The following is a 12,883-nucleotide window of genomic DNA, read 5'->3' on the forward strand; positions in this document are numbered from 1 at the left end:
TCAGAGACGCTGAATCGCTTGATTGTCATAGTCAGAGGCCTGTATAGGCGAATGCTGGCTTAAAAATGTCTTAAGCACTTCCGCATCGACAAAGCCACTATTAACGTAGCCCGGGTGAGATGACAAATCAGGATATCCATCCCCACCGGCAGCAATATAACTGTTCACCGCTAGGCGATAAACATGATCGGAATCTATCGGTTTATTCCCGACCAGGGCATTCGTCAGTTTGCCGTCGACAATTTCCAGAGCAACCCCTGCGAACTGAGCAAAAGCACCCGTATCGACAGGTTTGGACGCAACAATAGATAAATACTCCATCAGCTCTTTGCCCGTTAAATCAACTGAGGCAACGGTATTCGAGAAGGGCTGAACCATGAGTACTTCTTTATAAGTGATTTCGCCAGCCTCAATACTGTCCCTGATACCTCCAGAGTTCATGACGGCTAGATCCGCCTTGACCTTCTCCATCTGTGCCGTCGCAATCAAGTGACCAAGATTGGTGGGCTGAAAACGGACGACACTGCGATCCCCCTCCAGCCTGTCATCCACATTGCCTATCGGAATATTCAATTCATCCTGTCCCTGATCCTGAAAAGGCTGAAGGAAATCGAGCATGCCAGCATCTTCGGGAATAGCTTCTGCGACGAGCACTCTTTCCGATTTGCCTTCTGCATTCTTCACTTTCTTTTTGAGATTGACCGGAATGAGCTGGTAACTGAGTAGTGTCAGTTCACCATCTTGATACTCTAGGTCAGCTCGCCCCACATACTTACCCCATTCATGGGCCTGCATGATCAAAGTACCGTTCTGGGAATCAGGAAGACAGGGATCGCCGGCCTGGTAGGCCATATTGGAAAGATTTTCTGCTGACATACACACAGGGTCCTGCGAGTGCCCCCCTACGATGATGTCGATCCCGGAAACACGACGAGCCAGAGATACATCACCAGGGGCATTTACGCCATAAGCGGCATTATCATAATGACCCATGTGAGTGGCTGCGATCACGATATCCGATTTCTTCTTCAGCTCCGGCACCAAAACTGCCGCTTCAACCGAAGGCAGAGAAAATTCAATATCGCCCATAAACTCTGGATTTCCCAGCTTTTTGGTATCCTCGGTTATCAGTCCGATAACGGCGACTTTCAGTCCGTCGAGATCAAATACTTTGTACGGCTCAAAAAGCCGCTCTCCAGTATTGCTATCATAGATATTTGCCGCAAGAAAAGGAAAACCAGCCCATTCCTGCTGTTGGCGGATGATATCCAACGGATTATCAAATTCATGATTACCCACCGCCATAGCATCATAACCCAGATGCCTCATACCCTTGAAATCAGGCTCTGCGTCCTGCAGATCAGATTCAGGCACGCCGGTGTTAATATCTCCACCGGAAAGCAGCAATACCTGGCCGCCCTCTTCCTCAACTTCAGCCCTGATCTGATCAATCAGGGTTTTACGGGCAGCCATCCCATACTCGCCATGGGAGTTTTTCCAGAACCTCCCATGGTGATCGTTAGTATGAAGTAACGTCAGCCTGTAATGCGGATCTGCATCTGATTCGGATTGAATCGAGCTGCAACCGGTCACCAGCGCCGTAAAAGCCAGTGCCAGGACACCTGTACTTTTACTTTGAGCTGAGAATATGAACGTTAGGCGCTGAGCTGGATATTTCATGGTTTCACTCCCCGCAATTCCTTTTTTGCTGTGGATTATTGAAACTTAAACTCTGTATTTCTATGACGCGTCGCAAATTGTCTGAAGAAACAACTCGATCAGTTTCGCGTCATCCGCTTCCATACAGACAGTCACAGGAGACCGATTTTCCCAGTATTTGAGCAGATAGGTATACCCCTTCCGATTGATTGTCAATTGTCCGGCCCCTATTCCTTCGGGTACCACCCTGGCCGGACCACAGATCACATCAAACAATTCTGGCGCCACCACATAGGCCACCGCTGCAGCATCATGCATACAGCACCCAGGTTCATCCTGTCCGGAAGCTGCACCAATGTTGGAATAGTAATTGACATAGAAACGACTGGAATCCCAGAGCAGCTTACCAACCTCTCCCCCGTTATCCCGTAAATGCCTCAGTGACGTATCTGTGAGTATCACCTTATGAGTAACGTCCAGACCAACAACAACGACATTAGCCCCCGATCCCATCACAATATCCGCACTATGCGGATCAGAGAGGAAGTTGGCTTCGGCTACCGGTGATACATTGCCTGGTTCATCGACGGCACCGCCCATTATGACCAATTGCTTCAGCTTCTTCGGCAGCTCCGGATCCAGTCTTAACGCCAAAGCCACATTGGTAAGCGGCCCGATGGCAACCAAAGTCAGTTCTCCACCATATTCATTGGCTTTATCCACAATGAACTGAGCAGCAGACTCTGATACCGGTGCCCGGCCTCCGGAAGGCTGGATATCAATGTTGCCCAGACCGTCTTTTCCGTGCACAAAATCAGGATGAGGGAACGGTGGTTGAATCAAAGGAACCGCAGCACCCTTCGCTACGGGCACCTGAGGTGCACCAAAGGATTCAAGTAAAGCAAGCGCGTTGCTGGTAGCCTGGTTAACCGACACATTGCCGAATACAGTCGTAATACCAGCAAGCTCAATCTCGGGATGCCCCAGGGCAAAGGCAATCGCCATTGCATCGTCGACCCCGGGATCTGTATCAATAATGATAGGTTGAATCATTCAGTTACCTCACTGGCATAGGGAATACTGGTAGATGCACCAGCTCGGGTTACAGCAATGGCCGAAGCGGATATCGCCCGGTTTAAAGCAGCTTCATGGGACAGCCCTTGAATGACACTTGCCAGGAAATATCCGACAAATGTATCCCCCGCCCCTGTCGTGTCTACAGCCTGGACGGATTTGGCTGGCAACCGGATATGCTCGCTGGAGGATGACAGCAAAGCGCCTTCCCCTCCCAGCGTCATGACCAGTGTCGTTTCTGGGTATCGCTCGTTCAAAAAACGGAGCGCGTCCTGAGCCGAATCCGTACCGGCAAGATCAGAGGCTTCGATCTGATTGACAAACAGCAGATCAACAGCCTCCAATGGAAGTTGAGCAACGTCTGGAGTCATAGGTGCAGGGTTAAACGCAATATTCACCCCCCGCTCGCGGGCAGCCTCTATCGCCCAAACAATGCCATTACACTCATTCTGAATCAGCAGCCAGTCATCAGAGCCAAGTTGACTTACAGCTGATTCAATCCGCTCCCGGGCAAAACAGCGATTTGCTCCACCATAAAGCAGGATCGCGTTCTCTGCGTCCTGATCCACCTGAATAATGGCATGCCCGCTAGGTCCATCAACCTTTTCAATCCAGGAGGTGCCTACCTGATTTTCAGCCAGATAATCGATAATCCAGTCGTCAGACTGGCCGATAGCACCTAGATGTTGGACTGTAACCCCAGCTCGCGCCAGAGCGATAGACTGGTTGGCCCCCTTGCCTCCCAGCACCGTATCCAATTGAGCCGCACTTAAGGTTTCTCCAGGGCGGACAAAGTGAGGCACCTGATAAACATAGTCGATATTGATCGACCCGAAATTCAACACTTTCACAGGCTGTCTCCCGGTTTCATTGAGTAGTCCATGCTGTCATCCTTTTCTGATAACAGATCCTTGTTCTTGTTAATTACAACAAGACTTGTATTGACGATAAGCCTGTCAACGACAACATTAATAAAGACGACAGGCTCGTTGGTTACAAAATAATGTTGGTCACGAAAAAAAACTGCCAATCACCATCAAAGAGAAGCTACCTCTCTTTTACGTAAGGTACACCGATGGCTTTTGGAGCAACAGCCTTACCAAAGAACCCTGCCAGTAACACAACCGTCAGGATATACGGCATTGCTTCAATAAACTGGACAGGAATTACACCAATCCCGGGAAGCTCAGTCCCCTGCAGTCTGACCGCAATTGCATCAAGCAGGCCGAATAACAGGCAAGCCCCCAATACCGGCAATGGACGCCATTTGCCGAAGATAAGAGCGGCAAGGGCTATAAACCCCTGGCCAGCAGTCATATCTCTGACAAATTGCGCATTATGTGCAGCGGAGATATAGGTGCCTGCAAGGCCACATAATATCCCTGCAAATACCAATGCTGAATAGCGCAAACGGGTGACAGAGATACCCGCAGTATCTACGGCTTTCGGATTCTCCCCCACTGCCCGCAGGCGTAGTCCGTATCGGGTACGAAACAGAATCCACCAGGCCAAAGGCACCATCATGAAAGCCATATACACCAGAATATTGTGACCACTGAGCAGCTCAGAGTAGAGCCCACCCAATAATGGGAGATCCCGCAGGGTTTCTGCAAAGGGAAAGTGAATTGAAGTAAAGCGCGCTTCATCCGGCAATAGGGGCGTCTGCCCGCCCTGGCGGAACCAGCTCAGTCCCAGCGACATTGTCAAACCCGCCGCCAGAATATTAATGGCAACCCCGCTGACAACCTGATTACCCCGGAATGTAATACAGGCAACACCGTGCAACATCGCCAATGAAATAGAAACCAGAATTGCTGCCCCAAGGCCCAACCAGGCAGACTCTGTCGTATAAGCCACCGCTGCGGCTGTGAAAGCTCCGGCCAGCATCTTGCCCTCAAGACTGATGTCGATCACGCCTGATCTTTCGGAAAACATTCCCGCAAACGCTGCAAAAATTAACGGCGTTGACACCCTCAGGGTAGCGTCCAAAGTCAGTAAAATAGTATCAATCATGCTGCTTTCTCCCTGAAGAACTTCGCCAGCAGAGGTTTATAGAGGAACTCCAGAGCGCCACAGAACAAAATAACGAGCCCCTGCATGACCACAACGATATCCCGGTTGATATTGGACATTTCAAACGCCAACTCCGCACCACCCTGATACAGCACGCCAAACAGCAGAGCAGCCAAAATGATTCCGACCGGATGGTTACGCCCCATCAATGCCACCGCAATACCGGCAAATCCATAACCATAATGAAAATCGAGTATCAGACGATGCTGAACACCGGCAATTTCATTAACACCGACCATTCCAGCCATGGCACCGGCAATTGCCATGGCCAGAACCATGACATAAGCAGGCTTGATGCCGGCATATACGGCGGCATCACGATTGAAGCCAACGGTACGAATCTCGAACCCCCATTTGGTTTTCCAGATCAGCAGCCAAGTAAACAACGCACAGAGCAATGCCAGAATAATGGAAAGGTTCAGCGGCGAAGATTCAAACTCTATCCCTATTCCAGCCAATACATTATGAACGAACGGCATCCAGGAATTTTCATCCAGCAGCCGACTTTGCGGGGTCATCTGGCCCGGCTCACGCAGGACATTGACCATCAGATACACCATCAAAGAGGATGCAATAAAGTTGAACATAATGGTGGTAATAACAATATGACTACCACGATAGGCCTGGAGCCAACCTGGAATAAAGGCCCAGGCCGCACCGAACAGACCCGCGGATACAACGCATAACAGTAGTAGCACAGGCCCCGGAAGGGTGGTATCCAACGCCAGGCATAACAGGCCAACACCCAATCCGCCGATATAAGCCTGCCCCTCTCCACCGATGTTGAACAACCCGACGTGAAAAGCGATAGCGACTGCCAGACCGGTAAAGATGAAGTTCGTCGTATAATACAGCGTAAAGCCAAACCCTTCCTGATAGCCGAAAGCGCCATACAGTAGTATTTCCGCCGCTTCCAGAGGGTTTACGTCAATCAGGAGAAAAACCAGTGCTGACGCCGCCAATGCTGTCAGAACATTAAGTAGCGGCAGCAATCCAATGTTTACCCAACGAGGCAATGCATGATCGAGTCCCTTCATTCTGCCTGCTCCTCTGTCGAGGTGGAGGAAGAATCAGAGGTGGCACTCATCATAAGACCAAGCGTTCTCTCATCAGCATCCTTCGCGGATACCTCTCCAGTGATACAGCCATCACACATCACAATAATCCGGTCACTTAATGCCAGAATTTCATCCAGCTCAACTGATATAAGCAAAATAGCGCCACCACGGTTACGCATTTTCAGTAATTGGGTATGGATGAATTCGATTGCCCCAATATCCACTCCCCGAGTGGGCTGACCAACCAACAGGACTTTAGGTTCACAGTCCAGTTCGCGTGCAAGAATAAGCTTTTGCTGGTTGCCACCGGAAAAATTGGCACTTTTCAGCTTGGGATCCTGGGGACGGACATCGAACCCCGCCATCAATCCAGCACAGTGCTTTTCGACCAGTGCTGGTTTCAGCAAGCCTTGCTGGTTCCAGGTATCATCACGGTGGTAGCCGAGAATACTGTTCTCACTGGCAGACATGGCGGTTACCAGTCCGACTCTGTGTCGATCTTCCGGAACATGGGCAATACCTGCGTGACGAAGATCGTCCGGTCCGATACTGGTCCCCGGTGATATTTTCAGGTTGCCATAGCTGATCGTCCCCGCATCCACCGGCCTCATGCCGGAAAGCGCTTCCATCAATTCAGTCTGACCGTTGCCGGAAACCCCGGCTACACCCACAATTTCACCAGCGGCCACACTGAAAGAGACTTTTTTAACACGCTCAACATTCTGACTATCGACGACGCTCAGTCCTTCAACGGTCAAAACCGGCTCTCCGGCTTCATTCGAAGGTTTTTCCAGCTGGGTCACCACTTTGCGCCCGACCATGAGCTCAGCGAGCTCTTCGGGACTGGTGTCTTCCGTGGACAGATGAGCCACCATTTCACCATGACGCATAACAGAAACATTGTCTGTGACTGCCATGATTTCTTTGAGTTTGTGCGTGATCAGCAGAACCGTGACGCCCTGCTCTTTTAAACCTTCCAGGATCTGAAGCAGATCATCGGTCTCCTGGGGGGTAAGCACTCCGGTGGGTTCATCGAGAATCAGGATTCTGGCGCCTTTATACAAGGCTTTGAGGATTTCCACCCGCTGTTGCAGTCCTACTGGTAAATCGCCAACAACCGCGTCCGGATCCACTTTCAGATTGTAATCAGAGGACAGATCTTGCAGAACTTTTCGAGCTTTGGCCTGGCTATGGGTCAGCAACGCGCTGCCTTCATTACCCAGGATAACGTTTTCGAGCACCGTAAAGGGTTCTACCAGCATAAAATGCTGATGGACCATCCCGATCCCGGCCGCAATTGCCGCATGGGAATTTGGGATATCAGTGGTCTTACCAAAAACCTTTATCGATCCACTATCGGCTTGATAGAAGCCATAGAGGATGCTCATGAGAGTGGACTTGCCGGCACCATTTTCCCCGACAATACCGTGAATACTTCCCTTTACCACATTCAGGCTTACGTCTTTATTAGCCTGTACGGCTCCAAAGCGCTTGCTGACACGGTCTAGTTCGAGTGCATAGTCAGTCATGACAAACAGATTGTCCCGTGTAATTTTCTTATATTAACTATTGGTTTATATGAGGCAGGTAAGAAAGGCACACCGCTGGGCCAACCCAGACGCTGTGCCTTTCTTTCTATACATGAATATCAGCACTATACCTTGATATCAGTAATTACAACTGTTGTCCGACATATAGTCATGTACGCTGATTTTGCCAGCAATGATGTCAGCTTTAATCTGGTTGACCTTCGACTCCATATCAGCACTTACCAGATCACGGTTGTTTTCATCCAGAGCCCAGTCCACACCATTCTCTGCCAGACCAAGAACTTCCACACCAGGGGCCCACTGACCGTCTTTGGCCGATTTCCAGGTATTGTATGCCGCCACGTCAATACGCTTGACCATGGAAGTCAGCATAGTGCCTGGATGAATGTAGTTCTGATTACTGTCCACACCGATCGCATACTTCTTACGATCTTTGGCAGCCTGATAAACACCACTACCGGAACTTCCCGCTGCAGCGAACAGAACGTCTGCTCCGCTGTCGATCTGACTCTTGGCCAGTTCGTTAGCCTTGCCAGGGTTATTGAAAGCGGCGCCGGTTGAACCAATCATGTTGGTGAAAACCTGCACGTCAGGATTAACATGCTTAGCGCCCTGCTCAAAACCACATCCGAACTTGCGGATCAGAGGGATATCCATACCGCCGATAAAGCCAACCTTTCCGGTTTCTGACTTTAATGCCGCCAGAGCTCCAACAAGGAAGGAGCCTTCGTGCTCTTTGAACACAATTGAGCGAACATTAGGCTTGTCCACTACCATATCAATCAGAGTGAACTGTGTTTCAGGATACTTTTCTGCAGCAGTGGCCACGGCGTTAGCCTGACTGAAACCAACCGCCACTATCGGGCTGGAACCGCGGCGGGCAAGTTTAACCAAACCCTGTTCAACCTGTGCTTCGTTGGTCGGTTCTACTTCTTTGATCTCAACATCAAAGTCCTTCTGAAATTTCTGAACTCCCTGAAACGCAGCCTCGTTAAAGGATTTATCAAATTTACCTGCCTTGTCGTATACCACTGCCGGTTTAAAATCCGCAGCCTGAACGCTGGCTACAGTGGTGAGCCCCAATACGGTGGCAAATAAAACATTCTTCATCGGTTATCCTTATGGTCTATGCCTGTTATGTAATTATGAACCGGTTACGGCCATGAAATTTATCCTGTCAAAGACAAAGCTTCAGAAAGTGCCGGTTTTCATGGCAGTCAGCCATTTTCGCAAATCCTATTACAAAATGTTATCCAAGCCTATGCCTGAACAGCTATTTACAGTATTCCCGCATACGTACAAACCGAAACCAAGCTGCAATTTTGTCGTCATGAGACAAATTTCCCGTCGCTTTTAGATAATCTCCTTTTTATCCGCCGACTTTTATCCAAGCCGACACAGCGCTATTCTTGACTTATTCGCGATTTGCGGCCGCAGTATAACCTGCCATTTGACATACATGTCAGGAAATTTGCAAATGGAAGCTGAAATTCATTTCAAGTAGCCCTTATGATAACAAAGACCCTCACCCTGATTCGTCACGCCAAATCGTCCTGGTCAGACCCCAACCTGCCTGACAGGCAACGTCCTCTGAACAAGCGGGGAATACGGGACCTGGCAAAAATGAACCATTTACTGAGCCACATGCATCTTCAGCCTGACTTGGTCCTGTGCAGCACCGCCAAAAGGACATTGGAAACCATGGAAGGCCTGAAAAGTGCTCTGGCAGTTGATGAGGACAATCTGAAGTTTGTGGAGCACCTTTACGAAGCGGATGCTTCCCAATTAATTTCTGAAATCATCCTGAGGCCTGATGCAGTTGAACACCTCGCTCTGATAGGTCACAACCCTGGCCTGACAGACCTGTTGAATCAACTTTGCGGCATTCACTTCAGCAATCTGGCCACATGCGCCATCGCGCAAATGAGATTTGATTGTGTGCATTGGAGTGAAATCACTCAACAACAGGGCATTTTGCAGCTATTAATCTCTCCCAAGGCAGTGGATGCAGATAGCTGATGAACGAACTTTCTTTTAACTGGTACACATTTGCCCTTCAGTGCCCCTCGTTTAAGAGAAAGTGTGATCTTTGTGCAGCCAAATTGTTTTCTTCATCTATACTTTCATCAGAGCAATAAAATCCTAAGTCACGATAAACTAAGGCGATTTTAACTGTCCATGTCAGCTACCTATATCACAGCAATTATCGGCGGCATCATTATCACCGTTCTTATGCTGATTTATGCCTATCAATGGCGTGAAAAAAGCCGGGACGCAAGACAGCGGGACCTGAACACTCTGGGCGATCGGTCGCGCCGTTTAAGAGCAATAGCGACGGGCATTCCATCACAATACATGCCCAAGGAAATCGGCGCACTGCTGGTCGTCCGTGGCAGAGATACCTTGAAAGAACTTGCCGGATACGGAGCCAGGGATCGTCTCGATGAAAAACTTGAAGAATGGGAAATCATCAGGCAGGGCATTGAAAAAGGTAACCTTGTACCGATGCCAAACCCTCAGGATGAACCGGCACAGGTAGAACTTCGCAAAAATCTGCAGATGCTGTTCAAGTTCATTGAAATTCAGATCAAACGAAATCGCATCGATAAAAAACTCGGCAACAAATATCTGATGCAGACACAGTATCTATTGAGCAAGACGCTGGCCGACAGCCATGTCAATAAAGCCAAGCATGCGCATAAGGCTGGCAAACTCAGAGTGGCCATTCACCACTACCACGATGCAGTTCATGCCCTGGCCAAACTTGACAATAATCCACTGGCTCAAAAAGCGGTGACGAACTATCGCCACCATATTAAAGAGCTTGATAAGCTGGCAACACAACAGGCAATGTCAAAAACCCAACAGAAAGCGTCCAAAGAAACAGCATCCAACAAACTCAGCAGCCAGCTTGACGAAATGATTGGTGAAGAGGAAAAGTGGAAGCGTAAGCAGAACTATGATGATTAAACTACCTAACTTCATTTGCTTATTACCGGTTCTGTAATACCATCACATGGTTCTGAAATACCGGCAATGATGAAAAGGTTAACTCTTTGAAGATTAACGCATACAACCGTCTTTCCTTTCGGTTAGCCCGAAACACAGTGCTGTTGGCCTTGTTTCTGGGCATGATGCTGAGCCTTATCCAGGTCGTCATTGATTACGTTAACGAAAAAAACTCCCTGGATATTGAAATCCGGGCCATCATCACCATCAGCCATGCCCCAGCCTCGCAGATCGCCTATAATATCGATTCACGCCTTGCCGCTGAACTGCTTGAAGGCTTACTGGAACACCCCGCGATTATTCACGCGGAAATCATTGATACCGACAACCGGATTCTCTCCAGTCGCGAACGCCGGGCGCAGGAATCACCTTATCGCTGGCTGAACGACATATTGTTCCAGCCGACCCGTACTTACAGCGAGACACTGTTCGTTCCTCAGCTAAACGATTTCGTTCTCGGCAACCTTAACGTGGTTGTCGACACCTATCCCAGTGGGGCTGAGTTCCTCTCCCGCGCCACTTTTACTCTGGTTTCAGGATTTGTGCGCAGTCTGATTCTGTCTGCGGTACTCCTGATCCTGTTCTATGTCATGCTGACCCAGCCATTGGTCAAGGTCATCTCCTCTGTCAGTGAGGTCGACCCGGAAACCCCGGAAAAAGTCCGTCTGCCGGTACCCAAAGGTCATGAACTCGATGAAATTGGCGTGCTGGTTAACTCGACCAACAACCAGTTGCAGGCTATTGATGCCAATCTGGAAAAACTACGGAAGGCTGAAGCGAGACTGAAAACCTACTCCGAACAGTTGGAGCAGATCGTAGACAGCAGGACCAAAGAACTTTCTGAGAAAAACAAACAGCTTATCAAGAGTAATCACGATCTTCGTGTGGCCAAGGAAGAAGCCGTCCGCCGCGCCAAAGCCCGAGCCGATTTCCTGGCCAACATGAGTCACGAAATCCGTACTCCGTTCAATGGTGTCTTGGGCATGATCAGCCTCACCCTGGAAGAGCCGTTGTCCGAGAAACAGAAAGAACAGTTGAATGTGGCCTATAGCTCAGGGGTTTCCCTGCTCGAGCTATTGAACGACATTCTGGATATTTCCAAGGTGGAAGCAGGCAAACTGACCCTGGAGAACATCAGTTTCAGCTTGCGTAAAACAACCGAGGACGTGTCCCGGTTATTGGCACAGAATGCCCATGCCAAGCATGTAGCGCTATACAGCGATATTGATCCGGAATTTCCAGAACAGGTCTTTGGTGATCCCACACGAATACGTCAGGTCATCAGCAATCTGGCCGGTAACGCGATCAAATTCACCGATTCCGGCAGCGTCACTCTCAGCTTGAGAATCGCTCACTCACAACAAATAGAAATCCGAGTCAAAGATACCGGCATCGGGATCGAGCCGGACCGGATCGAAAGCATATTTTCTCCCTTTTCCCAGGGCGACACCAACATCACCCGAAAATACGGGGGGACTGGCCTGGGGCTGACGCTATGCCGACAACTTGTTACCCATATGGGAGGCGAAATACGTGTGGAATCACAAATTGGCGTCGGCAGTGAGTTTATCGTCAGTCTGCCTCTAAAAGTGGACGCCACCATCAGCGCCCCAACCATTGACGAAGGATTGCGCGAGTATCAGTTTATTCTGATTTACCAGGAAAATAACCAGACCTGCAAGAGTATCGGGGCAGAACTCAAGCACTGGGGACTAAACCACAGAATACTTCCCTTCCACCAGGTGCAGGATCTCAATCTTCGCAAAGAACCGTTTTCAGAAAACACCATTATTCTGTTTGATAGCCGCTCTGTCGCCCCAATACTGGTGGAGCACCAGGACATTGAGAAGGTGAAGTTAATATTGGTAGCCAGGCAGAACATTCCCTCTGAGACGTCTGCGCTGGCCATGATGCGCATAGAACAAATGATCAGTGCTCCAGTAAGCCGTGAAAGACTTTACGAGTCACTCTGCAGAGTCACCCAACTGACCAGCACACTAAAAGAAGTGGATGACCGTCTGATTGCCCCAGCGCGCAAGATTACTCACCATGTACTGCTGGTGGAGGACAATCAGGTTAATCAGCTGGTCGCAAAAACCATCCTTAAGAAACTGGGGTATGAAGTTTCTATTGCGCAAAACGGTAAAGAAGCCTTGGATATTATCGAGAACGAGGAATTTGATATTGTCCTGATGGACTGCCACATGCCCGTAATGGATGGCTATGAGGCGACCCGGCATATCCGGCAAAATCCCCGCTTTGACGACCTCCCTATCGTGGCGGTGACGGCCAACGTTATGCAGGGAGACAAAGAGCGCTGCATGAGTTGCGGTATGAATGATTACCTGACCAAGCCTTACGAGAAAAAGGCCTTAGCCTTACTGCTGGAGAAATGGCTGACACCTCCGGCTCACGCAGCAAATGAAACTGCCTGATGCCCTTCTGGAGCATCTCTTATCT

10 protein-coding genes are annotated in these 12,883 nt (G+C 49.5%); 3 read left to right on the forward strand and 7 right to left on the reverse strand.

The genetic code is table 11. The features are described 5' to 3' along the window. The 7 genes from ushA to F566_RS0124870 form a co-directional block, all read right to left on the reverse strand. The gene (ushA, locus tag F566_RS0124835; protein WP_020409744.1) at nt 1–1,680 is read right to left on the reverse strand and encodes a bifunctional UDP-sugar hydrolase/5'-nucleotidase UshA; all 1,680 of its coding nucleotides are present in this window, start codon (nt 1,678–1,680) and stop codon (nt 1–3) included. A 60-nt stretch (nt 1,681–1,740) separates the two neighbouring features. Next, on the reverse strand, nt 1,741–2,712 hold the full coding sequence (locus F566_RS0124840) for a nucleoside hydrolase (protein WP_020409745.1): 972 nt from the start codon (nt 2,710–2,712) through the stop codon (nt 1,741–1,743). Next, nucleotides 2,709–3,584, reverse strand: coding sequence for a ribokinase (locus F566_RS0124845; RefSeq protein ID WP_020409746.1), 876 nt, complete (start codon nt 3,582–3,584; stop codon nt 2,709–2,711). Before F566_RS0124845 ends, F566_RS0124840 begins: the two co-directional genes overlap by 4 nt. A gap of 196 nt (nt 3,585–3,780) precedes the next feature. Beyond that, nucleotides 3,781–4,746 (reverse strand): ABC transporter permease, encoded by a 966-nt coding sequence (locus tag F566_RS0124855; RefSeq protein ID WP_020409748.1) that lies wholly within the window; start codon nt 4,744–4,746, stop codon nt 3,781–3,783. Next, complete coding sequence (locus F566_RS0124860) at nt 4,743–5,843, reverse strand: ABC transporter permease (protein WP_020409749.1); 1,101 nt, start codon at nt 5,841–5,843, stop codon at nt 4,743–4,745. Before F566_RS0124860 ends, F566_RS0124855 begins: the two co-directional genes overlap by 4 nt. Further along, nucleotides 5,840–7,393 (reverse strand): ABC transporter ATP-binding protein, encoded by a 1,554-nt coding sequence (locus tag F566_RS0124865; protein WP_020409750.1) that lies wholly within the window; start codon nt 7,391–7,393, stop codon nt 5,840–5,842. The genes F566_RS0124860 and F566_RS0124865 overlap by 4 nt, the downstream gene beginning before the upstream one ends. A gap of 138 nt (nt 7,394–7,531) precedes the next feature. Further along, nucleotides 7,532–8,524 (reverse strand): BMP family lipoprotein, encoded by a 993-nt coding sequence (locus F566_RS0124870; RefSeq protein ID WP_020409751.1) that lies wholly within the window; start codon nt 8,522–8,524, stop codon nt 7,532–7,534. Between the two features lie 399 nt (nt 8,525–8,923). On the opposite strand from F566_RS0124870, the gene F566_RS33950 reads away from it, so the two are divergent. The 3 genes from F566_RS33950 (at nt 8,924) to F566_RS0124885 (ending at nt 12,858) form a co-directional block, all read left to right on the forward strand. Continuing rightward, complete coding sequence (locus tag F566_RS33950; protein ID WP_020409752.1) at nt 8,924–9,433, forward strand: SixA phosphatase family protein; 510 nt, start codon at nt 8,924–8,926, stop codon at nt 9,431–9,433. 159 nt (nt 9,434–9,592) lie between these two features. Beyond that, nucleotides 9,593–10,384, forward strand: a complete 792-nt coding sequence (locus F566_RS0124880; protein WP_020409753.1) for a hypothetical protein — start codon at nt 9,593–9,595, stop codon at nt 10,382–10,384. Between the two features lie 86 nt (nt 10,385–10,470). Next, a complete protein-coding gene (locus F566_RS0124885; RefSeq protein WP_026180303.1) occupies nt 10,471–12,858 on the forward strand; it encodes an ATP-binding protein in 2,388 nt (795 codons plus the stop codon). Nucleotides 12,859–12,883: the final 25 nt, after the last annotated feature.

Source organism: Hahella ganghwensis DSM 17046, assembly GCF_000376785.1.
GTDB classification, from domain to species: domain Bacteria; phylum Pseudomonadota; class Gammaproteobacteria; order Pseudomonadales; family Oleiphilaceae; genus Hahella; species Hahella ganghwensis.

Bases quoted from the DNA above. Each gene is read 5' to 3' on its own strand.
- ushA (WP_020409744.1), bottom strand. From the start codon at position 1,680: ATGAAATATCCAGCTCAGCGCCTAACGTTCATATTCTCAGCTCAAAGT.
- F566_RS0124840 (WP_020409745.1), bottom strand. From the start codon at position 2,712: ATGATTCAACCTATCATTATTGATACAGATCCCGGGGTCGACGATGCA.
- F566_RS0124855 (WP_020409748.1), bottom strand. From the start codon at position 4,746: ATGATTGATACTATTTTACTGACTTTGGACGCTACCCTGAGGGTGTCA.
- F566_RS0124860 (WP_020409749.1), bottom strand. From the start codon at position 5,843: ATGAAGGGACTCGATCATGCATTGCCTCGTTGGGTAAACATTGGATTG.
- F566_RS0124865 (WP_020409750.1), bottom strand. From the start codon at position 7,393: ATGACTGACTATGCACTCGAACTAGACCGTGTCAGCAAGCGCTTTGGA.
- F566_RS0124870 (WP_020409751.1), bottom strand. From the start codon at position 8,524: ATGAAGAATGTTTTATTTGCCACCGTATTGGGGCTCACCACTGTAGCC.
- F566_RS33950 (WP_020409752.1), top strand. From the start codon at position 8,924: ATGATAACAAAGACCCTCACCCTGATTCGTCACGCCAAATCGTCCTGG.
- F566_RS0124880 (WP_020409753.1), top strand. From the start codon at position 9,593: ATGTCAGCTACCTATATCACAGCAATTATCGGCGGCATCATTATCACC.